24 protein-coding genes are annotated in these 24,066 nt (G+C 45.1%); 6 read left to right on the top strand and 18 right to left on the bottom strand.

Annotation, left to right across the window (positions count from 1 at the left end; all coding sequences use genetic code 11):
- Nucleotides 1-11: 11 nt before the first annotated feature.
- Nucleotides 12-494: a copper chaperone PCu(A)C gene (locus ACHA99_RS17020; RefSeq protein ID WP_113941529.1), complete on the bottom strand. Its 483-nt coding sequence runs from the start codon at nt 492-494 to the stop codon at nt 12-14.
- A 33-nt stretch (nt 495-527) separates the two neighbouring features.
- On the opposite strand from ACHA99_RS17020, the gene ACHA99_RS17015 reads away from it, so the two are divergent.
- Nucleotides 528-1,265, top strand: a complete 738-nt coding sequence (locus ACHA99_RS17015) for an enoyl-CoA hydratase (protein WP_028761866.1) — start codon at nt 528-530, stop codon at nt 1,263-1,265.
- 119 nt (nt 1,266-1,384) lie between these two features.
- Here the strand turns inward: ACHA99_RS17015 and ACHA99_RS17010 are convergent, their stop codons facing one another.
- The 3 genes from ACHA99_RS17010 to dusA form a co-directional block, all read right to left on the bottom strand.
- A complete protein-coding gene (locus ACHA99_RS17010; RefSeq protein WP_113941528.1) occupies nt 1,385-1,585 on the bottom strand; it encodes a PspC domain-containing protein in 201 nt (66 codons plus the stop codon).
- A gap of 151 nt (nt 1,586-1,736) precedes the next feature.
- Nucleotides 1,737-2,027, bottom strand: a complete 291-nt coding sequence (locus ACHA99_RS17005) for a hypothetical protein (protein WP_173246873.1) — start codon at nt 2,025-2,027, stop codon at nt 1,737-1,739.
- Nucleotides 2,028-2,235: 208 nt separating this feature from the next.
- A complete protein-coding gene (gene dusA / locus ACHA99_RS17000; protein WP_393943997.1) occupies nt 2,236-3,255 on the bottom strand; it encodes a tRNA dihydrouridine(20/20a) synthase DusA in 1,020 nt (339 codons plus the stop codon).
- Nucleotides 3,256-4,015: 760 nt separating this feature from the next.
- Here dusA and ACHA99_RS16995 point away from each other — a divergent pair.
- Nucleotides 4,016-4,480: a chemotaxis protein CheX gene (locus ACHA99_RS16995; RefSeq protein ID WP_105251417.1), complete on the top strand. Its 465-nt coding sequence runs from the start codon at nt 4,016-4,018 to the stop codon at nt 4,478-4,480.
- Nucleotides 4,481-4,904: 424 nt separating this feature from the next.
- Here ACHA99_RS16995 and alr read toward each other — a convergent pair whose 3' ends face one another.
- Both alr and dnaB read right to left on the bottom strand, forming a co-directional pair.
- The gene (alr, locus tag ACHA99_RS16990) at nt 4,905-5,981 is read right to left on the bottom strand and encodes an alanine racemase (protein WP_219250590.1); all 1,077 of its coding nucleotides are present in this window, start codon (nt 5,979-5,981) and stop codon (nt 4,905-4,907) included.
- 102 nt (nt 5,982-6,083) lie between these two features.
- On the bottom strand, nt 6,084-7,490 hold the full coding sequence (gene dnaB / locus ACHA99_RS16985; protein WP_105251415.1) for a replicative DNA helicase: 1,407 nt from the start codon (nt 7,488-7,490) through the stop codon (nt 6,084-6,086).
- Between the two features lie 125 nt (nt 7,491-7,615).
- On the opposite strand from dnaB, the gene ACHA99_RS16980 reads away from it, so the two are divergent.
- Complete coding sequence (locus ACHA99_RS16980; protein ID WP_393943994.1) at nt 7,616-9,814, top strand: S46 family peptidase; 2,199 nt, start codon at nt 7,616-7,618, stop codon at nt 9,812-9,814.
- 264 nt (nt 9,815-10,078) lie between these two features.
- Here ACHA99_RS16980 and rplI read toward each other — a convergent pair whose 3' ends face one another.
- From rplI to rpsF, 4 genes are read right to left on the bottom strand one after another with little or no spacing between them, the layout of a single operon-like run.
- Nucleotides 10,079-10,531, bottom strand: coding sequence for a 50S ribosomal protein L9 (rplI, locus tag ACHA99_RS16975; protein WP_113939970.1), 453 nt, complete (start codon nt 10,529-10,531; stop codon nt 10,079-10,081).
- Between the two features lie 36 nt (nt 10,532-10,567).
- Nucleotides 10,568-10,795 carry a 30S ribosomal protein S18 gene (gene rpsR, locus ACHA99_RS16970; RefSeq protein WP_006083042.1) on the bottom strand — a complete coding sequence of 76 codons (228 nt, stop codon included), beginning with the start codon at nt 10,793-10,795 and terminating at the stop codon, nt 10,568-10,570.
- 12 nt (nt 10,796-10,807) lie between these two features.
- The gene (gene priB / locus ACHA99_RS16965) at nt 10,808-11,113 is read right to left on the bottom strand and encodes a primosomal replication protein N (protein WP_105251411.1); all 306 of its coding nucleotides are present in this window, start codon (nt 11,111-11,113) and stop codon (nt 10,808-10,810) included.
- An 8-nt stretch (nt 11,114-11,121) separates the two neighbouring features.
- Nucleotides 11,122-11,517, bottom strand: a complete 396-nt coding sequence (gene rpsF, locus ACHA99_RS16960; protein ID WP_105251410.1) for a 30S ribosomal protein S6 — start codon at nt 11,515-11,517, stop codon at nt 11,122-11,124.
- Nucleotides 11,518-11,731: 214 nt separating this feature from the next.
- Here rpsF and ACHA99_RS16955 point away from each other — a divergent pair, with 214 nt between their 5' ends.
- Nucleotides 11,732-12,475: a YdiY family protein gene (locus ACHA99_RS16955; protein WP_219255974.1), complete on the top strand. Its 744-nt coding sequence runs from the start codon at nt 11,732-11,734 to the stop codon at nt 12,473-12,475.
- Nucleotides 12,476-12,717: 242 nt separating this feature from the next.
- Complete coding sequence (locus tag ACHA99_RS16950; protein ID WP_173246886.1) at nt 12,718-14,160, top strand: MFS transporter; 1,443 nt, start codon at nt 12,718-12,720, stop codon at nt 14,158-14,160.
- A gap of 127 nt (nt 14,161-14,287) precedes the next feature.
- Here ACHA99_RS16950 and rlmB read toward each other — a convergent pair whose 3' ends face one another.
- The 8 genes from rlmB to zapE all read right to left on the bottom strand — a co-directional run bounded on the left by rlmB (nt 14,288) and on the right by zapE (nt 22,194).
- On the bottom strand, nt 14,288-15,028 hold the full coding sequence (gene rlmB, locus ACHA99_RS16945) for a 23S rRNA (guanosine(2251)-2'-O)-methyltransferase RlmB (protein ID WP_393943990.1): 741 nt from the start codon (nt 15,026-15,028) through the stop codon (nt 14,288-14,290).
- Nucleotides 15,029-17,452: a ribonuclease R gene (gene rnr / locus ACHA99_RS16940; protein WP_219250592.1), complete on the bottom strand. Its 2,424-nt coding sequence runs from the start codon at nt 17,450-17,452 to the stop codon at nt 15,029-15,031. It abuts the gene before it with no gap.
- 39 nt (nt 17,453-17,491) lie between these two features.
- A complete protein-coding gene (gene motX, locus ACHA99_RS16935; RefSeq protein ID WP_131524124.1) occupies nt 17,492-18,148 on the bottom strand; it encodes a flagellar protein MotX in 657 nt (218 codons plus the stop codon).
- A gap of 112 nt (nt 18,149-18,260) precedes the next feature.
- Entirely contained in the window at nt 18,261-19,556 is a 1,296-nt protein-coding gene (locus ACHA99_RS16930) for an adenylosuccinate synthase (protein ID WP_028759421.1), read from the bottom strand.
- A 72-nt stretch (nt 19,557-19,628) separates the two neighbouring features.
- Nucleotides 19,629-19,817, bottom strand: coding sequence for a DUF2065 domain-containing protein (locus ACHA99_RS16925; RefSeq protein ID WP_393943987.1), 189 nt, complete (start codon nt 19,815-19,817; stop codon nt 19,629-19,631).
- A gap of 138 nt (nt 19,818-19,955) precedes the next feature.
- Nucleotides 19,956-20,348, bottom strand: coding sequence for a 30S ribosomal protein S9 (gene rpsI / locus ACHA99_RS16920; RefSeq protein WP_006083052.1), 393 nt, complete (start codon nt 20,346-20,348; stop codon nt 19,956-19,958).
- 14 nt (nt 20,349-20,362) lie between these two features.
- Complete coding sequence (rplM, locus tag ACHA99_RS16915) at nt 20,363-20,791, bottom strand: 50S ribosomal protein L13 (RefSeq protein WP_105251403.1); 429 nt, start codon at nt 20,789-20,791, stop codon at nt 20,363-20,365.
- A 290-nt stretch (nt 20,792-21,081) separates the two neighbouring features.
- On the bottom strand, nt 21,082-22,194 hold the full coding sequence (gene zapE / locus ACHA99_RS16910) for a cell division protein ZapE (RefSeq protein WP_105251402.1): 1,113 nt from the start codon (nt 22,192-22,194) through the stop codon (nt 21,082-21,084).
- Nucleotides 22,195-22,606: 412 nt separating this feature from the next.
- On the opposite strand from zapE, the gene degQ reads away from it, so the two are divergent.
- A complete protein-coding gene (degQ, locus tag ACHA99_RS16905; RefSeq protein WP_263200614.1) occupies nt 22,607-23,959 on the top strand; it encodes a Do family serine endopeptidase DegQ in 1,353 nt (450 codons plus the stop codon).
- The last annotated feature ends 107 nt before the right edge of the window (nt 23,960-24,066 follow it).

Genomic DNA, 24,066 nt, shown 5'->3' with positions numbered 1-24,066 from the left:
CAAGCGACTCCTTAATGATGGTGATGATGCTCTTGCTCTGCGGCGTTTTCTACTGCTTTACTAACAGGCAGGGTAATTGCCATTTTCTCGCCACCGTCAAACTCTAATTGCAGTTCAACTTGTTGCTCTAACACCAATGGTGCTTTTAAGCCAAGCAACATGACGTGATCCCCTGACGGCGTTAACGTTAATGTGCCATGGGAGGGGATGTCAAAACCTTCAACATGGCGCATCTTCACCATGCCTTGGTCTTCGATAATCGTGTGTAATTGGGCATCCTTTGCCACAGTCGTACTGACACCGATAAGACGAATCGCTTTATCTGTGTGGTTTTCAAGCGTAAAGTAAGCGGCAGTATTTGGTACTGTCTCAGGCATGGCGCGTATATGACCTTCAGTCATGACTACGTTCGCCAACGCTGAAAATGATGCACAAGATAAAACTAGACAATTAAACAGCTGTTTGAATATTGGTTTCAATGTCTTAAACTCCATGTCTACCCAATGTCGTCGTAAAGGAAACAACCCATGAGTCATATACAGGTTCAGGATGATCAGGGCGTGCGTATTATTAGCTTTAATCGCCCTGATAAACGCAATGCACTTGATCTTAATATGTATAAACAACTGACAGAATACCTGATCGAAGGTGAAGCAGACAACGACATTCGTGCCTTTATGCTCCATGGCCAAGATAATTGTTTCACCTCAGGCAATGATGTTGCTGACTTTTTGAAAAATAGTGACTTAGGGCCAAATCATCCCGCAGTACGTTTCTTATTTTGTCTGCTCGAACTCAAAAAACCTCTGGTGGCTGCTGTTTCTGGTGCCGCCGTCGGTATAGGTACAACCGTACTGCTACATTGCGATCTGGTATACGCTGACAACACGGCGAAATTTCAACTTCCCTTCGTCAACTTGGCTCTCGTGCCGGAAGCGGGGGCTAGCCTACTCTTACCAGAACTCATTGGTTATCAAAAAGCGGCTGAGTTACTGCTACTTGGTGAAAGTTTTAATGCCGAGACGGCCCATAGACTCAATATGATCAACGAAATTGTGGCCCATGAAGATTTACTCAGTTATGCACTATCTCAGGCAAAAAAATTGGCAAATCAACCGCCACAAGCACTACAAATCACACGTCAATTAATGCGTCCGCATAAAAATCGTGTACAACACCAAATGCACCAAGAACTTGAACAATTTAGCGCTAGGCTAAAAAGTGATGAAGCCAAAAGCAGATTTCAAGCTTTTTTGAAAAAGTAGTATGCACATACATTTTCGCATGAGGGTCAAAGTGCCCTCTTGTTGATAGGTTTAACTGCATCATTTTAAATCAAAACAAGCCACTTATTAGCTCATCAACACAAGCCATCACTGCATGCTTAGGCTGGTTTTTTCCATTGGTCAACTAACAATGCTAAAACAAAGTAAATTAGCAAACTCACACCCGGCATAAATACAACTGCACCAGCCCACACCGCACGAGTCCAAAAACAAGACCAATCAAATTTCCACGCCATGCCTGCAGCAACACCACACACTAACCGCTCTGGACTCTCCATACGCACTTTTAATCGTTTCATCTAAAACCTCGACTCAGTTCATCGCTAACTTATTTATCACTAACACTATGCCACTGAAACCAGCAAATAATGCCTGAAAACAACGCAAGACTAATTACAGGTAACAGTAGCAATGTCATCAAAGGTGCTACAAACCACATAAGCAGATCCTTTACTTAGCGCTATATTCATCGGCACCTGCCGATTCACCTTTATTTTCAGCGTTTAAGCTAAGTTGACTGTTGAAGTCATAAATACTTTCAGCCAGTTGTGTTTGCAATGACATCACAAATTCACGCTTTACACTGACGAACAATTCTTGTGTCTGCGCAGTTAACGTTTGCTCAATAGTTCCCACAACATCTGATATTGGTGCGGCTTCTGCGTGTGCTGCAACGCTACCGACTAACGCGCCTAATAACACACTCATTTGTACTGATTTTTTAATGGTTAACGTAAACATGATGGCATCCCTTTCGATTAATTAACTTGACGAAAGGAGTATTACAAACTGCGTGCCAACTTATAAAATATTTTTAAGATTATGATTTTAATCATTTTAAAAAAATTTATGTGGACAAGATGAGATATAGGGATGGATTGGAAAATAACAAGTGGTGAAAAATACTACTCAAATTAGTAAATTTCACCATCTTTTAAGTCGAGTGGAATTACTCTACAACTTCAGCCTGAATATTCTGAAAAGCCTGCTTTACCACTTCTATCCCAGCGCCGTTTTTATGGGCATTTTCGCTCAAATAACGACGCCACGCACGGGCACCCGGTAAGCCTTGGAATAACCCGATCATATGGCGAGTAATATGATTAAGTCGCCCACCCGACTGCAAATGTGCTTCGATATAAGGCAACATAGCCTCAATCACAGCCTCGCGGCTGATCACTGCTTTTTGACTGCCACACAATATTTGGTCCACCTGCGCCAGAATATAAGGATTCTGATAGGCCTCACGCCCCATCATCACGCCATCGAGCTGCGCTAAATGGAGTTGCGCTTGCTCGAGTGTAGTAACACCGCCATTAATGCCAATATTGAGCGCGGGATAATCGCGCTTGAGTTGATAGACACGCTCATAATCGAGCGGCGGGATCTCGCGATTCTCCTTCGGACTTAAGCCCTGAAGCCAAGCCTTACGGGCATGAATAGTAAAATCCGTACAGCCTTTTGCACTGACCACATCGATAAACTGGGTTAAAAATGCATAGCTGTCTTGTTCATCAATCCCAATACGTGTCTTAACAGTCACAGGAATATCAACCATTTGCTTCATGGCATCAACGCACTCCGCCACCAACTCAGGTTCCGCCATCAAACACGCGCCAAAGCGACCATTCTGCACTCGATCGGAAGGACAACCCACATTGAGGTTCACTTCATCGTAGCCACGCTCAGCCGCGAGTTTAGCGCAACGCGCTAAATCGACAGGATTAGAGCCACCTAACTGCAACGCCAAAGGATGTTCTTCCTGGTTATACGCTAAGTAATCACCACGACCATGCAATATCGCCCCAGTCGTCACCATTTCCGTATACAACAAAGCATTAGCCGACATCAAACGCGCAAAATAACGGTAATGGCGATCAGTCCAATCCAACATGGGCGCAATGGAAAAGGTTCTATCGAGTGTTTTAGGCGCTAAACCTTGGTGCTGCTGGGTTTTATCTAAATTCATTATAATCCGAAAATTTGATATTTTTGCTAATTTTTACGCATTTTTGCACATTTTAACGTTGTCAGGTATCCTGAGAGGTATCCAAAATTATAGGACTGGGTACCCAAAATGGCGTTCTATGTAATTGATCCTAGAACTCGCGCTGATGGAACTACACGCTACAAATGCACAGTTAGGGTGAAGCAAAAAGTGAGACAGTTTACAGCGAACATCGTACTTTTACAAAGTCAGCTAAGACACTCAAGGCCAAGACGCCTTTTTGATAACACTCCACAATGCCGAAAATAGCCATATAAAATGGGATTACGTAAGACGCGATGGGATAGAGAGTTGAGTAGCAACGCCTTCTCACAAGTTCAAGTGCAAATAAAAGTCGAGTTACTCCATAAAAAGGCTAAAAAACTTTGCAGCATCGGCACTCATGAGCCACTATGAATGTGGCTAATCCAGCCGATATATTGCCATTTTTTGTATGTATGAGACGTAAAACAACGCTATTTGACGATAAGCGTCTTCCAAACAAACTTATAAACCATCATACAAAACGGTCTAAACAATAAAGGGCACGGTTATATGGAGCTTTAGCGGCCTATAACTCAGATAAATGATAAGAATATCTTTAAATTAGCCTCACATTTATAGCGGTCTCATCTAAGCTGATAGAGTGTGATCAAGATTGCTGTCGATAAGCAACTTTTCTAATAGCCTTAAGCAATGCCATTACTCCATGGTTTAGGCTCAAAAGAGGACAAACTTAGGCATGAACGTTAATTTTATTAATCCTTTCCTCCAATCTTTGCTCAATGTCATATCTACGATGGCGAGCATGGATTTGACGCCGGGCAAACCCCAAATCAAAGTAGATAACTTAGCTAAGGGTGATGTATCCGGCCTAATCGGTCTTGTTGGACCCCAAACAAAAGGATCACTGTCGATTACCTTCGAACAAAAGCTTGTTTTGCAGATAATGCAGAATATGCTGGGCGAAAACCCGGGTAAAATTAACGAGGAAGTGACTGACTTAGTAGGCGAAATTACGAATATGGTGACTGGTGGCGCAAAAAATCTTTTGGGTCAAAAAGGCTATGAATTTGAAATGGCCACTCCTATGGTCGTATCAGGAAAAGGCCATACTATTTCCCATAAAGCTAATGGCACTAAGATTATCATGCCATTTACAAGCCCGCATGGTACTGCTTATATTGAAATATGTTTTGAAAACTAATAGCTTAAATGCATCAAGCCAGTCAGCTCAAAATACATTAAATATCCTGTCGCTCTGGATCTTATGTTTCATTCGCTTATTTAAAGCCAGATAACAAAGATCAGAACGGCTGGTTTACCGTAACCTGAATTGAGATATTTTTATCGTCTATTTTGCCGCCTAACACCAGTTCAGCACAGCTTCATCCTCAGGTCCAAAACATATTGCGTCGCCAACGGTGAACTGCAAACCACTATTTTGCCTATCTCAGCCCTACTGGTTCAACACTTCTCCCGCTAATAAATACCTATAATTCATAGTGTTATTTGCAGTAACCACTCGTGTAGTGACAATTATTCATCCTGACACTTTACATAAAAGAAAACGGTGTTTAATCACCCTTTTCTTGCTAAAAAGTGTCCCAGAATACTTCCATTTGTCAGGGTTAAGCTAAGCAAACAGCAACCCTTGGCGTAAGCTTAGTAACTAATTCATAAGCGATAGTGCCGATATGTTCAGCGACTTCCTCCACGGGTAATGCCTTACCCCACAGCAATGCACTATCCCCAACTTTATCTTGCGCACCTTGACCTAAGTCAACAGTCAACATGTCCATAGAAACACGGCCGACTATGGGTACGCGGCGACCATTGACCCACACGGGTGTGCCTTCCGGTGCATTGCGAGGATAACCATCACCATAACCAATCGCCACGACACCTAAACGGGTATCTTGCTTCGCGGTCCAGAAACAACCATAGCCGACGGGCTGATTGGCTTTATGATCCCGTACCGCAATCAACTGTGATACTAATTCCATCGCAGGAACTAGCCCGTGATTCGCACCGCAATCACCAGTAACAGGAGATACGCCATAGAGTGCAATACCAGGACGGATCCAGTCGCCTTGGCTCTGAGGCCAATACAAGGCACCAGCAGAGTTTGCTAAGGTTCTAAATCCGGGCAAGCCTGCCGTTAACGTATTAAAAGCCGCCATCTGTACTGAGGTATAGGTGTTTTCAGGCTCGTCCGCACAGGCAAAATGTGTCATCAAATGGATCGGTTTTGCCACATTGGGACAGGCCATTAACCTTGCGTAAACCGTTGAAAATTGTTCGGGCGTAAAACCTAAACGATGCATGCCTGAATCCACTTTAAGCCAGACAGTGACAGGTTTTGACAACACAGTTTGCTCTAACATTTCAAGCTGAGAGCTGTGGTGCACTACAGTGTCGATATCATGCCCGACGAGTAACGGAAGATCGGTGGCACGGAAAAAACCTTCTAGTAATAACAAACGCGCTGTCACGCCGCCCGCTCGTAATTCTAAGGCCTCATCCAATCGTGCTAGGCCAAAGCCATCGGCATTGACTAAACAATTAGCGACATTCAATAATCCATGACCATAACCGTTCGCTTTAACGACGGCCATCACACGACTCGCTGGTGCCTGTTGACGCAACGCAGCGAGATTGGTTTGCAGTGCACTACTGCTAATTTCTGCACGGGGAAAAGGGTTCAAAATTTACCTTGTTTACTCAGGAAATAAAAAGTCACGGATATAAAAAATACATCAATACAGCTCATCTTCTGCAAACGCAAACTGACTGTTTTTAAACGTCAATTAATCTTCTTCAAACTGCGGCCCAGCATAATTATCGAAACGCGAAAATTGCCCTTGGAAAGTGAGCCGCACCCGACCAATGGGGCCGTTACGTTGCTTACCAATGATGATTTCTGCCGTGCCTTTATCTTGAGAATCGTTGTTATACACTTCATCGCGATAAATAAACATGATGAGATCCGCATCTTGCTCGATAGCGCCTGATTCACGTAAATCCGAGTTAACAGGACGTTTATCGGCCCTTTGTTCGAGCGAGCGGTTAAGCTGCGACAGGGCAATAATCGGGATTTCCAACTCTTTGGCTAATGCTTTCAGCGAGCGTGAAATTTCAGAAATTTCTAAGGTACGGTTATCTTTTAAGGCGGGCACCTGCATTAACTGCAGGTAATCTATCATGATCATAGATAAACCACCGTACTCACGGGCGATACGACGCGCGCGGCTGCGAACTTCTGTCGGGGTTAATCCCGAACCATCATCAATATACATTTTACCTTGTTCGAGCATGATCCCCATGGTCGATGAAACCCGCGCCCAATCTTCATCATCGAGCTGACCAGTACGGATTTTGGTTTGATCAACGCGGCCCAAGGAGGCCAGCATACGCATCATAATCTGTTCTGACGGCATCTCGAGACTGAAGATAAGTACGGGTTTATCTTCATTCATTGCGGCCTGTTCGCACAAGTTCATCGCAAAGGTGGTTTTACCCATAGAAGGACGCGCCGCAACAATAATTAAGTCGCCAGACTGAAACCCTGCGGTCATTTTATCCAGATCGTTAAAACCGCTCGATACTCCAGTCACACCGTTGTGGGGGTTGTTATAAAGCTGCTCAATCTTATCGACGGTTTTTTCCAGAATAGTTTTGATACCTTCGGGACCTTCATTAGCATTGGTTCGCATCTCGGCGATCTTAAATACTTTACTCTCAGCAAGGTCGAGTAATTCACCCGAGTCACGACCTTCTGGGTTATAGCCCGCATCGGCAATCTCATGCGCGACGCGGATCATGTCACGCACCACGGCCCGTTCACGGACGATTTCAGCGTAAGATAAAATATTACCCGCACTTGGGGTATTTTTCGCAATCTCACCTAAATAGGCAAAACCACCGGCATCTTCTAATTGGTTCTCAACTTCTAACTGTTCAGAAACCGTGATCAAATCGATCGGTTGCCCTAAATCAACCAATCTGTGCATGGCAGAGAAGATCATCTTATGTGAGCGAGAGTAAAAATCCTCTTTTACTACAGCCTCAGCTACCCTGTCCCACGCTTCGGCATCTAACATCAAGCCGCCTAATACCGATTGTTCAGCCTCAATTGAATGCGGTGGCAGCTTGAGTCCATCAAGCTGCAAATCTCTTGGCTTACTTTTAGGCTTAAAAGCACCTTGTTGTGACATTAACGCTCCCGATTTCCAACAACTTAACAAAATATGATATAAAACCCGCGTCAAGCAAACAGGATGTTTACACTCGCCTGTTATTTCATTCCAACGGACACTCTAACAATCAATAAGGAAAGAACATGCGTATTGCATTGGTTGCGGCCTTAGTACTGACATCCGGCATAGCAACTGCCGACGAAGGACAATGGCAACCTTATCAAATGCCTTCAATTGCAGACAAACTCAGTGAACGCGGAATTGATATTCCGGCAGAAAAACTGGCCGATCTGACAAGTTATCCAATGAACGCTGTGGTTGGGCTGGGCTATTGTACCGCCAGTTTTGTCTCCCCCCAAGGGCTAGTTGTGACAAACCACCATTGTGCCTACAAGGCGATACAATATAACACTAAGCAAGAGCATAACTACCTAGAACAAGGCTTTTTAGCAACATCGATGGACAAGGAACCCTCTGCCGGTCCTAACGAACGTTTATACATTACAGAAGCAGTGACCAATGTCACCGCGCAAATCAATAAAGACCTCAGCCAAGACCCGCTAAGTCGTTACGAAGACATTCAAAATCACAGTAAAGCGCTCATCAAAAGCTGTGAAGCCGATGCTAACTATCGTTGTAATGTGCGCAGTTTCCATAACGGCTTAGAATACTACTTAATCAAGCAATTGATGATCCGCGATGTGCGCTTAGTCTACGCACCACCTGAAAGTGTTGGGGGCTATGGTGGCGATATTGATAACTATGAATATCCACGCCATTCGGGTGATTTTGCCTTCCTACGAGCTTACGTCGGAAAAGATGGCAAACCCGCCGCGTATAGCGACAATAACATTCCTTACCAACCAAAGAGCTACCTTAAGGTCAATGCCGATGGCGTAAAAGCCGGTGATGGCGTGTTTGTGGCGGGTTACCCAGGCACGACTAGCCGTTACAACCTGACCAGTGAACTTAAATTTGCCAGTGATTGGTTGTACCCAACCCAAGCTAAGCGTTATCAATTACAGATTGATACTATCGAGGCTATGGGACAAAAAGATGCCGATATCGCCATTAAGTACGCAGGTAATATGGCCTCAATGGCCAACCGGATGAAGAAACTCAACGGCCTATTAGCGGGTTTTAAAGCAACGGATATCATTGGCATTAAGCAAAGCCGTGAAGATAATTTTTTAGCTTGGCTTAAACAAAACCCTAAGCTAAATCAAAATCTCATTGCTGAGTTAGAAGTGTTACTCGCCGAGCAACAACAAGCATTCCAAAGTAATTACTACTTTACCAATGCCCAATCGAGCACATTGTTAACCGCAGCAAACAGCCTCTACCGTCTTGCTAAAGAAAAACAAAAGCCCGATGCCGAGCGTGAGCAAGGCTACCAAGAACGTGATATTGCTATGTTAAGCTCACGTCTTAAACGTATCGATTCAAGTTTTGATGTCACTGTTGATAAGACTTTGTGGCTACAGGATTTAAATGCTTACCTTAGCCAATCAAATCGCGTAGCCGCACTCGATGAAATGCTAAGTGTGAACACTAAAGATGCCGATCTCGCAGCTAAACTCGATGGTTTGTACTCACTCACTACGCTCACAGACCAAGCTAAGCGCCTCGCGTGGATGAATACCGATGCAAGCGCTTTCGAAACCAGTGCTGATCCCTTTATTCGTTTAGCCGTAGCACTTTACGACACGAATATGGCACAGGAAAAATCAGAAAAAATCTTAGACGGCAAGCTATCTAGTGCTCGCCCTGATTATATGGCGGCTGTGATCGAATACTACAAAGCAAACAACTGGCCAGTCTACCCTGACGCCAACGGTACGCTACGGATCAGCTATGGCATGGTTGATGGTTATCAATCACGTGATGCGCTCTATAAACAGCCGTTTACTCGTCTTGATGGCATAGTCGCAAAACACACAGGCGTTGAGCCCTATAATGCGCCGAAAAAACTCCTCGATGCGATTAGCGAACAACGTTTTGGCGATCATCTGGTGAAGTCGGTTTATCAAGATCCCCGTGGCTGGATTTGCCGTCTGTTCTCTTGCTTAGATAAACCAGAAGAATTTAACTCAGTACCGGTTAATTTCTTATCCAGCGTGGACACCACAGGTGGTAACTCCGGCTCACCAGTCTTCAACGGAAAAGGTGAGTTAGTGGGCCTTAACTTCGACTCAACCTATGAAGCTATCACTAAAGATTGGTTCTTCAACCCAACCATCACTCGCGCGGTGCACGTGGATATTCGCTATATCCTGTGGATGATGGATGAAGTCGACCATGCCGATAACTTAATCCAAGAATTGGATTTAGTGAGAAATTAATACCTTGAGCTAAATCCGTTGCTCTAAACAAAAAGCCGCTCACTGTTATGCAGTAAGCGGCTTTTATTTGGGCTCGTATTTTAGCAGCGAATACACTTTGGGATGATGAGATTGAATGAGTAGGCGCGTATCACCTATTGCTTAAATCCATCGCAGAGCCGATATCAAAACCTAAATACACTCAAATCCTAAATTTCAGCCATAAAAAAACACCGCCGAAGCGGTGTTTCTCTTAATACAAGCTAAGATTAAAGCAAGGAGTAATTAAGCTTCTGCAACGATAGAAACTTTAACAACAGCTTTAACTTCAGTGTGTAACTGAACTTCAACTTCGAAGTCGCCAGTAGTACGCAGAGCGCCTAATGGTAAACGAACTTCTGATTTAGCCAGCTCAACACCAGCAGCAGTCACTGCATCAGCGATGTCACGGTTGCCAACTGAACCAAACAGTTTGCCTTCATCACCCGCTTTAGAAGCAATAACAACAGCTTCCAGTGCAGTGATTTTCTCAGCACGTAGGTTAGCAGCAGCTAATTCAGCAGCTAATTTAGCTTCTAATTCAGCGCGACGAGCTTCAAATACTTTAACGTTGCTTTCGTTAGCAACAACAGCTTTACCTTGTGGCAAAAGGTAGTTACGAGCGTAACCAGCTTTAACAGTAACTTGGTCACCCAAGTTGCCTAGGTTAGCGATTTTATCAAGCAGAATAACGTTCATTATCAAATCCTCTATATTCGATTAGGAATACTGCAATTACTGATGTAAATCAGTGTATGGCAGTAGAGAAAGATAACGAGCACGCTTGATAGCGCGAGCTAGTTGGCGCTGATATTTAGCACTAGTACCAGTGATACGGCTAGGAACAATCTTGCCGCTTTCAGTGATGTAGTTCTTTAAAGTAACGATATCTTTGTAATCAATTTCTGCAACACCTTCAGCGGTGAAACGGCAGAACTTGCGACGACGGAAATAACGTGCCATGTTGACAGTCTCCTAAGTTTTCAATTCGACATTTTCGGCATGGATGACTAAGCGGTTCTGACCATTACGCCCCTGTTGAAGCGTCATAAAGCCCTGCACTTGTACTTCCACACCTGCTTTCAGATCTTCTGCGACGCTTTCAAAGCGTGGGCCACTCAATATCACTTGAATTTGTACGTAGACGTTGCGGAGCATTTCGGCTTCATAACGCTGCGATTTGTGTTCCAACATAATTACACTGTGTGCAATACCTGCTGGGCTTTTAAAGCGTCTTGAACGAGTTATCGTTCCTGACAACACCAAGTTATTGGTGGTCACAGATTACCTTACTCAGCGATTTCTTCAGCGTGAGCTTCATCATATGAGCGTTCGCCAGCTGGGCCACGACGTGAATCGCGCTCATCTCTAGCTCTAGCCATTGGAGATGCTTCAGTAACGGCAACTTTAGTACGCATTACCATGTTACGCAGAACTGCGTCGTTGAAACGGAAAGCTGTTTCTAGCTCTTCGATCGTCTCTGCTTTAGCTTCAACGTTCATCAGAACGTAGTGAGCTTTATGCAGGTCAAGGATTGGATAAGCCAGTTGACGACGGCCCCAATCTTCTAAACGGTGGATTGTGCCGTTAGCTTCGGTGATAACACCTGTGTAACGCTCAATCATACCTGGTACTTGTTCACTTTGATCTGGGTGAACCATAAATACGATTTCGTAATGACGCATTTATTGCTCCTTACGGTTATGTAGCCTCGGTATTGGCTCAGTCAAACCAAATGGAGGCAAGGAACGAAAAATAGTGACTGATTTGAGCGCGAGATAGTACAGAAAGCAAGCCAGAAACTCAAGCAATAACTTTGCCTCGCCAATCAATACAGGTATGATGGCGGTTCGCCTACATTTCGGACGTCTGAAATCAGCTAACCAAGAATAAAACATAATGCTAAAAGTTATTGCGCCAATCAGTTTGTTTTTCCTTTCATTTCCAGCGCTTGCGCTTGTTCCACCTGATTATCAGGAACCGCCCAGCGATTTTACCGCGGAAATCGAAGCCGGCTTGCAACTGAATACAGGCAATACCGAATCCAGCAGTTTTAATGGTCGAACCCAACTGATTTACGATACAAAGCAAACCAAGCAAGAAGCCACACTAAAAGCCTATTTTGCCTCAGAAAAAAGTCAAACAACCTCCGAAAAATATGAGCTACAGTTACAATCGAACTATAAACTGACTAAGGGTTATGTCTTCGGACGTGGTGATTTTACTTGGGATCAATTCGGTAGTTACACACAAATATCAACGCTTTCGAGTGGTTACGGTTTCAATGCTATCAGTAGTTATAAAACAAAACTCAGTCTCGAGTTCGGCCCAGGTTATCGATATAACTTACCTGCAGAGTCGGTAACCATTCCCAACCCTGATGCCGAAAAAGATGTCATTCTTCGTACCGCTGCCAAATTCTCTCAAAAACTACAGGAATACAGCAGTCTCAATGCCGATCTCACCGCGGAAGTGGGCGAGAACAACAACACCCTCACCTTAGATATGAACTATAAAAATCTGGTGTTCCAAGATTGGGCATTTAAGATCGGTATGAACATCAAATACACTGAAGTGGTACCAGAAGGAAGCCAACCCATGGATACCATCACCACCTTCAACTTGCTTTACACTTTTAGATAACTCTTTTTAAAAAATACGACGAAATACATAGAGTAAGATGACGCTAATAGCCTACTCGGCTGGCGTCTATGTGAATGCTTTACAAGCATCCCCTTGAGTTGTTCCGACATAATTCAGTGATTTTTTGAGCAGAAATGCGCAATTAATCAAGATTTACCAACAATTTGCAACACAACATAAACACTAACCCCTGATATACTCACTCCTCATTATCAATCTAGTTTGTGTTTTCGGAGTTGTATATGACTAATCCGCTGCGCACTTTCGCCTCTTTATATAGCACCACATTATTAATGGTATTAGCCGGCGGCTTGCTTACCACCTATCTTGGGCTCAGGCTCTCAGTGATGAATGTGCCACAAATATGGATTGGCGGCATGATGTCGGCCTACTATGTTGGCCTAGTGGCAGGCTCTAAGATTGGTCATCGACTTATCGCTCAAGTGGGCCATATCCGCGCCTTTGTCGCCAGTGCAGGCATAGTCGCGGCATCGGCATTAGGCCATGCACTCGTGGATGAGCTAGCGGTTTGGCTGCTCCTCAGACTCGTGGTCGGCATGGGGATGATGTGCCAATACATGGTGTTAGAAAGTTGGCTTAACGAACAAGCTGAAAGTAATCAAAGGGGCACAGTGTTTGCGAGTTATATGATCGTATCTTACTTCGGCTTAATCTTGGGCCAAGGTGCGATCAGTATTTTCCCCGAATTAGGACTAGAGCCACTACTGCTTATCGCAATTTGTTTTTCACTCTGTATCGTACCGATTTCACTCACGCGTCGTCTTCACCCTGCGCCCTTAGTTCCTGCCCCACTCAAAATTGCCTATTACTGGAAAAAAGCGCCACAAGCACTCACGACAATCGCGATTGGTAGCATGATAGTGGGTTCGTTTTATGGTCTCGCTCCCGCCTACGCCAGTAACTTAGGTTTACCACCTGAAAAAGTCGCCACGTATATGACGGCAACGATTTTAGCGGGATTACTGGCACAATGGCCAATGGGAAAATTGTCCGACATTATGTCCCGCAGTCGCCTTATCCGTATCAACTGTATATTGCTCGGTATCTTAGCCTTAGCTATCGCCTTAACCCCCTATCATCCGGTGATTTCACTGGTGATGACTTTCCTATTTGGTATTTTAGGTTTCACTTTCTATCCGCTCGCCACAGCGCTTGCCAACTCTCGAGTAGAGCAAAATGAGCGGGTAGGCTTATCAGCAACAATATTATTAACCTTCGGCTTAGGCGCCAGTATCGGTCCGCTTATCGCATCGACATTAATGCAATGGTTTGGCAATAACATGTTATATGGCTTTATGTCAGCCTGTACCTTAATACTCTTTGTGCGTTTACGTTATGTACATTCACAGCAAAAAGTCGAAACCAATGTCACCCAAGACTACATAATGGCGACGGGCGACTTAGTCTCGTCACCACTGGCGGCAGCGTTGGACCCAAGGGTTGATGTTGAATCAATTCAAGAGCATATGACGCCCAGCGCTAACTTAGATGAATCGGAGCATGATTTAGGGGCCGATGGCGTCGATGACGATATTATCGATGATAATGACAGTGATGAGGAACAACTCGCCTTTAGTTTCGATATTGAGCAAGCAGAGCCTGAAGCCGCTCAAATAGATGAAACTGATAGCAATCAGGTTAACCTAGACAAAGCGATGACGTAAAAAAGGCCAATAAAAAACGGATTAACTTTATATCGTTAATCCGCCTTTTTATTACGACCAGTTGTTACTGCAGGTTGTTACTTCAAGCCTGATACTGCATATGTGAGATCAGGCAAACGTGAGCATATTAGCTACGACGCTGACGCACTGCTTCAAATAAGCAAATACCCGTTGCAACCGATACGTTCAAGCTAGACACACTACCGGCCATAGGGATAGAGATCAGTGAATCACAAGACTCACGGCTTAATCGGCGTAAGCCTTTGTCTTCAGCTCCCATAGCAATCGCCAATGATCCCTTGAGATCGGCTTGATAAAGCTCGCAATCTGCCTCGCCCGCGGTGCCTACTATCCACACACCCTTTTCCTGCAGGTGACGCATAGTACGTGCAAGATTAGTCACTTGGAATAAAGGCACTGTTTCCGCAGCGCCACATGCCACTTTACTTACAGTGGCCGTTAAGCCAACTGAATTGTCTTTAGGCACGATAATACCTTGCACGCCCGCCGCATCAGCATTACGTAGACAAGCGCCTAAGTTATGGGGATCCGTCACACCATCCAAGATCAACAGGAATGCTTGCTCAGTGTTAGCAAGCAGCACATCTAAATCTTGCTCATTCAATACTTTCGCCGCTTTAACACGCGCGACTATGCCTTGATGTTGGCTGCTTTCCGCTTTGTCATCTAAGGCTTTACGAGAAGCGACTTGAATCGTCGTGCCAAAGGCTTTGGCCTGATCGGCCAGCACAGTTAAGCGCTCATCGTCACGACCTTGTAACAGCCACAACTCAATAATGCGCTCAGGGCTGTGTTTTAACAGGGCTTCAACTGCGTGGATCCCAAAAATAATATCTTGTTTTTTCATTTATTTCTTTCTCGTGCTCCGCTTAGCGGCTTTTGGCTTTTTAGCCGGATCTTTTACTGCTGCTTTTTTAGCTTTAGTGCCAGCTTTGGCCTTAGGTTTGGTTTTACCTGTTTCAGCCTTGGCGCTAGATGCCGCGGTTTTGCCTGCTTTACCTTGCTTAGCGCCTTCACGATTAACACGCTCACGGGCTGTCATCGGCTTATCACGGCTGGCAGATGCTTTACGCTTACCACCTTTGCCGTCATCACCCAGCATAACCAAATCAATCTGTCTGTCATCTAAGTTGACTGCAGCAACCTTAACCGTCACAGGATCGCCGACTTGATAAACTTGACCTGTGTGCTCACCGATAAGACGTTGACGCATAGGGTCGAATTGGTAGTAATCACTACCTAGGCTTGAGATATGCACTAAGCCATCGATAAACAGTTCATTTAAGCGCACAAACAAACCAAAACTGGTCACGGAGGCAATCACAGCTTCAAAGGTATCACCGACGTGATCTTGCATAAACTCGCACTTGAGCCAATCGCTAACATCGCGAGTCGCTTCATCGGCACGACGTTCTGTGGTTGAACACTCTTCGCCCAATTGGTCGAGCTCATCGAGCTGATAATGATAGCCACCATCCTGCGTCCACTTCTCAGTGGCTTCGCCTCTTTCCTTCGCCAGTAAATAACGGATCACACGATGTAACACTAAATCCGGATAACGGCGAATGGGCGAGGTAAAATGCGCATATTCTTCTAAAGCCAAACCGAAGTGACCTTCATTATCCGGGGTGTAAATTGCCTGACGCATAGAGCGCAGCAGCATCACTTGGATAAGTTCAGCATCGGGACGGTCGGCAATTTGCAGCATTACGTTCTGGTAATCTGACGGCGTTGGCTCAAGTCCGCCAGGCATAGTCAAACCACGCTCAGCAAGGAACTCTTTAAAGTTCGCCAACTTTTGCTCAGATGGCGCTTCATGCACTCGGTACAGCACGTCGCCTTTGTGTTTCTTCACAAATTTAGCTGCAGAAACGTTGGCTAAAATCATGCATTCTTCAATGATTTTATGGGCTTGATTACGGCCACGCGGCACGATTTTATCAATCTTGCGCTGCTCATTGAAAATGAACTGCGTTTCCATGGTTTCAAACGCAATCGCACCACGCTCGGCCCTTTGCTCATCGAGCGCTAAATACAATGACTGTAAACACTGCAAATGCGGGAACAAAGCCTCGTGCTCAGGCGCAATGGGGCCGCCTTCTAACATTGCTGCCACTTGGGTATAAGTGAAACGGGCATGGGAATACATCACAGCCGGATAAAACTTATAACCTGATAACTTACCTTTAGCAGATACGGTCATCTCGGCGACCATACATAAACGGTCGACGTGGGGATTAAGCGAACAGAGGCCGTTGGAGATTTTCTCCGGCAGCATAGGGATCACTTGCGACGGAAAATACACAGAGTTACCACGGGCACGCGCTTCGGTATCTAAGGCAGAATCAGTGCGGACATAATAACTAACGTCCGCAATCGCAACCCATAAACGCCAGCCACCACCGGCTTTTTTCTCCGCGTACACGGCATCGTCAAAATCGCGGGCGTCTTCACCGTCGATAGTCACTAATGGCAGATGACGTAAATCCACACGGCCGACTTTATCGGCGTCGGTCACTTCATCGGGAATTCGGCGCAGTTTCTTCTCGATCACAGGTGACCAAGTATGGGGCAAGTCATAGTTACGCAGGGCGATTTCGATTTCCATCCCCGGCGCCATTTGCTTACCAAGCACTTCAGTCACTTTACCCGCAGCCTTAACAAAACGACCTGGGCGACGCGTTAATTCAACCACAACCACATCGCCTTGACGGGCGCCGTTGCGATCTTCATTCGCGACTAAGATTTCTTGGGTAATACGCTTATCATCTGCAATGACAAATGCCATACCGCTATCAACATGATAACGGCCAACAATCGCGGCACTGCGCGGCTGGATCAGACGCACCAAACGCGCTTCGCGACGGCCACGACGATCTGTGCCCGCTTTTTGCGCCAGCACTTTATCACCGTGGAAATACATCAGCATGTCGCGGTTCGAAATAAATAAGTCATCACCGCCTTCATCGGGTTTGAAAAAGCCGAAGCCTTCTCTGTGTCCGAGCACAGTGCCGGGGATCAGATCCATTTTCTCGGGTAAGCCATAGCTCTGCCCACGAGTGAACACCAGTTCGCCATCGCGTTCCATCGCACGTAGGCGACGGCGCAAGGCCTCAAGTTGTTCTTCCTCTTGGATGTTTAACGCCGCGGCAATGCTGTCACGGGTGATAGGTGATTTTTGAGAACGTAAGTAATCGAGAATATACTCACGGCTTGGGATAGGGTTTTCGTACTTATCCTGTTCACGCTCAAAATGAGGGTCTTTGATCATTCAATATCCAAATAATGTGTCTCTAGATTAAGAGACCACTTAACGGGTTCGCAACTGTTCTTGCTGGGCCCGCGCCACTGCACTGGGGGGCATTTTAGCTGCTAACACCTGCAGTAAAGACAAGGCTTTATTCTTAGTCGCCTCGTCCGCAAATACATCGTTATATAACCAGTGATAGGCCATCTCGTAATCCCTAGGACTACCATAACCTTCACCGAATAAACGAACTAACATCATACGAGCGGATAAACTGCCACTTGCAGCCGCAGGCAGTAAATAATGCACTGCTCTGTCTTTATTGCGGATGACAAATTTCCCACTCTGATAATACTCGGCAAGCTTTAACATCGCTTCTGAGCTACCTTGTTCGGCCGAGTCACGTAACAAAGCAATACCCTTCACAGGGTTAGCCTTCACACACGTTCCATGATTGAGCATTTCGCCCCAAAGAAATTGATATAAAGGCTGTTTTAAGACTTGGGCTCGCGCCTCAATGTCTTGAACTAACTGGCAATCATCACGTTTCACTTTCGCTAAGTATTGATTGCTACGGATCAAATCAAGCAATTGATCTTGACTATAAATATCCACCGCCTGCGTTTCAGCAAAGCACATTGAAGATACTAAAGGCAGTAGCGCAACGAGTGCTGTACGTAGCATAAGGACTCTCAATGACAGTAGGATGAATACTTGCATCGGCAGTATAACCTATTTCTTGAGCTTGAGCTGAATTTCTAACCGCAGAATGAAACAGAGAAAGGCATAAAGAAGCAGAGAAAAAGGCCGTGAAACACGGCCTTAACAGATCTTAATTGAACGGATTAACCAAAATCATGGTTTCGTTACGATCAGGACCCGTAGAGATAATGTCGATTGGTGTTTCTAATAACTCTTCAAGACGCTTGATATAATTGATCGCTGCTTGAGGCAGTTGCTCAATTGATGTCGCGCCAAAAGTCGACTCGCTCCAACCCGGCATAGTTTCATAAACCGGCGTAACCAGTTCATAACCTTCAGCGGCCAGCGGAGTGACTTTAGAGATAGTGCCATCAGGATTCTGATAACCGACACAAATCTTCACTTCTTTCAGACCATCAAGTACATCTAACTTAGTCAAGCAGAAGCCGCTAACACTGTTGATTTGAACTGCGCGGCGCATTGCCACAGCATCCAACCAACCTGGACGACGCTTACGACCCGTTGTCGCACCGAACTCATGACCTTTAGTACCTAAATGATCACCGACTTCACATAATAGTTCAGTTGGGAATGGACCTGCACCTACGCGAGTGGTGTAAGCCTTCATGATACCTAAGACATAGTCTAAGTGACGCGGACCAAAACCTGAACCCGTCGCAACACCACCGGCAGTGGTATTTGAAGAGGTTACAAATGGGTATGTTCCGTGGTCGATATCGAGTAATGTACCTTGAGCGCCTTCGAACAGAATTGGCTCACCGGCTTTACGCGCAGTATCCAACAGTTCAGTCACATCAACACACATGCTCTTCAGATAATCGGCCATAGCCAAAGCATCTGCTAGCGTTTGCTCGTAATCAACCGCTTCGACTTGATAGTACTCTGTCAGCATAAAGTTATGGTATTTCATAACTTCTTTCAGCTTTTCAGCAAACAGTTCAGCATTGAACAGGTCGCCTACTCGCAGACCGCGACGAGAGATCTTGTCTTCATACGCAGGTCCAATACCACGGCCAGTTGTACCAATAGCTTTATTACCGCGCGCTTTTTCACGGGCAATATCAAGGGCACAATGGAAGGGAAGGATCAGCGGACACGCTTCAGAGATCAACAGACGTTCCTCAACAGGAACTCCACGATCTTTCAGCATGTTGATCTCTTTCATCAGGGCGTCAGGTGCAAGCACCACACCGTTGCCAATAATGCATTTCACATTATCGCGCAGGATACCCGATGGGATCAGATGAAGAACGGTTTTTTCACCGTCGATAACCAAGGTATGACCAGCATTGTGGCCGCCTTGATAGCGCACTACATATTTTGCCTGTTCTGTTAGAAGGTCGACAATCTTACCTTTTCCTTCGTCACCCCATTGGGTGCCGAGAACAACTACGTTTTTGCCCATTATTTGCTGCAAGGTTGCGGTTAAAAAAGAATTTTAACAGATCTTAGTTAATAAGGGCAAGCAGGCTATTTTTCATGCAAAAATAACCCAAATCACGACTCCAGCAGTGACTAATGCCCCACCAAGTCGCTGGATAACTTGCTGATTTTGATGGGAGAGTTCATTTAAATAACGACGCCATTTATTTGGGAATAATAATGGCCCAAGGCCTTCCAAAATCAACACAAGTGCCACTGCTAGCATAAAAATCTGAAAAGTCATGCTTACCTCAAACTCACTCGCTTAATATAAATTTATTGTATATCAGCATACTCCAACCAAAGAGTTTTCTTGTACCGTCAATTTTTAGCCAATAAAAAACCCAGCATAGGCTGGGTTTTTTGATATTCCAAAAACGAATTAACGCTTAGAGAATTGTGGCTTACGACGTGCTTTACGTAGACCCACTTTCTTACGCTCAACTTTACGAGCGTCACGGGTAACGAAACCAGCAGAACGAAGTGATGGACGCAGTGCTTCATCTAATTGCATCAGAGCACGGGTAATACCGTGACGGATTGCGCCTGCTTGGCCAGTGATACCACCGCCTTTAACAGTTACATAGATGTCCAGCTTGTCAGTCATTTCAACTAACTCTAAAGGTTGACGAACAACCATACGAGCAGTTTCACGACCAAAATACTGATCCAAAGGACGTTGATTTACAACGATGTTGCCACTACCTGCTTTAGCGAAAACGCGAGCTGTAGAGGTTTTGCGACGGCCAGTGCCGTAGTACTGAGTTGCAGCCATTTGCTTAATCCCGTTTAGATATCAAGAACTTGAGGTTGTTGTGCAGTGTGGTTATGTTCTGCGCCAGCGTAAACTTTCAGTTTACGGAACATGGCACGGCCCAGAGGACCTTTTGGTAACATACCCTTAACTGCTTTCTCGATGATCATTTCTGGCTTTTGCGCTTGCAGCTTTTCAAAGCTGATTTGCTTAATGCCACCAGGGAAGCCTGAATGCGAGTAGTACGTTTTGCCTTTCGCTTTGTTACCAGTAACAGTCACTTTTTCAGCATTAACAACGATGATGTAATCACCGGTATCAACGTGTGGAGTGTATTCTGGCTTATGCTTACCGCGTAAACGGACAGCGATTTCAGTAGCGATACGACCTAAAGTTTTGCCGTCTGCGTCGACGACGAACCAGTCACGAGTTACAGTTTCTGGTGTAGCAGTAAAAGTCTTCATTATTACAAAAACCCAAAGTTAATTTTCTGTCTCACATGTTGTCTGCATTTGCAAACAACACAAAATTGCCTTTTAGTACCCCTTCGAGCACCGACTTCGGCTTACAACTTCCGCCCAATTGGCGGAGTAACGTGGGCAGGTGGCGGAGTATAGACAAAGCTGAGTTAAAAATCACCTGATATTTTGATAAAAATTATAAAATATCGACCAATTGGACTTGTCATCCTAAGGATTAACAAGCCTCTGGTGATTTAAGGCCGCAGCTAATGCAAAACTCTTACACTACTGGGTTACGGCAGGTGTTCGGTTTTTAAATAATCGTGGGATTGCATCTCAATTAAGCGTGAACGGCAACGCCTAAATTCGAAGTTAAGCAAACCATCGGCATAAATATCTTCGAGTGGCACTTGAGCCGATACAATCAGCTTTACATTGCGCTCGTAAAATTCGTCGACCATAGCTAAAAAACGTCTGGCGATGTCATCGCCAGTCAAAAAGGCGCCCATTTGTTCTATGCCACTCACGAGGACAGTGTGATAAATCCGCGCAAGTTCCATGTAATCACGCTGGCTTCGTGGACCATCACAGAGCGCTCTAAAATCGGCCAACAATACGCCCTGCGCCTGCTGCCGAATACTAATACTGCGGCCTTCTATTTCGATGTCAGCAGTAAGCACCTCAGACTCAGGCGCTAACTGGCTAAAATAACGTATAAGATTGGCATCAGCTTGTGCATCTAATGGATGATGATAAATCTCTGCTTGCTCAAGGGTACGCAATCGATAGTCAATGCCAGAATCCACATTGAGCACTTCACAATGTTGATTAATTAGGGCTATCGCAGGTAAGAAACGTGCGCGCTGTAAGCCATTTTTATATAAGTCGTCGGGGATAATATTCGAGGTTGCAACCAGTACAACGCCTTCTTTAAATAACGCTTGAAACAGCGTACCTAATAGCATGGCATCGGTAATATCAGAGACAAAGAATTCATCGAAACAGATAACGCGATATTTTGCAGCCATCTTTTTCGCAATCACCAACAAAGGATCGCGAACGCCTTTTAACTCGTCCAAATCTAAATGCAATTGATGCATAAAGCGATGAAAGTGAGCCCGCAATTTTTGTTCACCAGGCAAGGCATCAAAAAAAGTATCCATCAAGTAAGTTTTACCGCGCCCAACTCCACCCCAAAGATACAGGCCTTTAGGTGATGCTGGTGCCGATTTTAAGCCTAATGCGCTAAACAATTTCCCAACAATAGAACTCGGCTCTTCTGCCGTAGTTAAGTCTTCATAGACGCGTTGTAACGCCTTAACGGCAATTTCTTGAGCCGGATCATGGGAAAAACCGTCACGGGTAAGATCTTTTTGATAATGCTGCCAAGGGCTTAACTGAGGCACGTTTAAATTCTCTTATGTCCTTTATTAAAACTGTGACGATATTAGCACGCCCAATATGACGCAGGATATATTAATGCAGAATACGACTTTTACCTTAACGCTAAACTGCATACAAACGTCTAATAAGCCTCTATGCTGTAGGTCATTTTAATCGGCAAAATCTGCTTATATTAGGGCTTGAAAAATCCTAATCTCGCCCACAGATTTCTGTTCAGCAACAAGTATGAAACAGCCGACAAAATGGGCTAAAAAAATTAACATTTATTAATATAATGAACTTTTTCAATAAGGTGCGAGTCAGAGTGATTACCTAGGCAAATAGCCGGTACCGATACAGATTTGATCTGGCACTCGCACGATTGCTGATGCATTACATCCAGATCTTTCAACCCTTATTTGGAGTTATGAATAGATGAAAACAAAATTATCTGTACTTTCAGCCGCAATGTTAGCCGCGACCCTGACTATAATGCCTGTCGTCTCACAGGCCGCCATTCCACAGACGGTTGAGGGACAATCCATTCCAAGTCTTGCGCCTATGCTTGAGCGTACGACGCCCGCAGTAGTATCAGTAGCGGTAACGGGGACTCATGTTTCTAAGCAAAGAGTACCTGATGTTTTCCGTTACTTTTTCGGCCCTAATGCGCCACAAGAGCAAGTGCAAGAGCGTCCTTTTAGAGGCTTAGGCTCAGGCGTCATTATTGACGCAGAAAAAGGCTATATCGTCACGAACAACCATGTGATTGACGGTGCTGATGATATTCAAGTTGGTCTTCACGACGGCCGTGAAGTAAAAGCAAAACTGATTGGTACTGACTCAGAGTCAGATATCGCATTATTGCAAATTGAAGCGAAAAATCTCGTCGCAATCAAAGCCTCTGATTCCGATGATTTACGCGTAGGTGACTTTGCCGTTGCCATTGGTAACCCCTTCGGTTTAGGTCAAACCGTCACCTCGGGAATTGTTAGTGCTTTAGGCCGTAGCGGCTTAGGCATTGAAATGCTAGAAAACTTTATTCAAACCGATGCCGCGATTAACAGTGGTAACTCGGGTGGCGCACTCGTCAATCTTAACGGCGAGTTAATTGGGATTAACACGGCAATCGTAGCACCGGGCGGCGGTAACGTCGGTATTGGCTTTGCCATCCCCGCTAATATGGTGAAAAACCTCGTGGCACAAATTGCCGAACACGGAGAAGTACGCCGCGGTGTATTAGGTATTTCGGGACGTGATCTCGATAGCCAACTAGCCCAAGGTTTCGGTTTAGACACTCAACACGGTGGCTTCGTGAATGAAGTAGCCAAGGGCAGTGCCGCAGAGAAAGCCGGTATAAAAGCAGGTGATATTATCATCAGCGTTGATGGCCGTGGTATTAAGTCATTCCAAGAACTGCGAGCTAAAGTCGCCACTATGGGTGCAGGTGCTAACGTTGAGTTAGGACTCATCCGTGACGGTGATAAGAAAACAGTTAAAGTGACCTTAGGTGAAGCGAGCCAAACTAGTGAAACAGCGGCTGGTGCCGTGCATCCTATGCTGCAAGGTGCGTCCTTAGAAAACTCATCTAAGGGCATTGAAATTACCGATGTCGCACAAGGCTCACCCGCGGCCATGAGTGGCTTACAAAAAGGAGATGTGATTGTCGGTATTAACCGTACTGCGATTAAAGATCTTAAGACACTTAAAGCACAACTTAAAGATCAAGAAGGTGCCGTTGCACTGAAGATAATGCGTGATAAGAGCATGTTGTATTTAGTCCTACGTTAATCGACAAAATAGGCCATTTTTTCTGCCATAGATAAGCATAGGGAGCTTAGGTTCCCTATGCTTACATCGATTAAACATGTTAATCTAACTCACCTTTTTCTAGATCC

This window comes from Shewanella sp. S23-S33 (genome assembly GCF_043359565.1).
Classification (GTDB): Bacteria; Pseudomonadota; Gammaproteobacteria; order Enterobacterales; family Shewanellaceae; genus Shewanella; species Shewanella oncorhynchi.
Note: the sequence above shows the minus strand (reverse complement) of the source record. Positions and strands in the feature narration are given on the sequence as shown.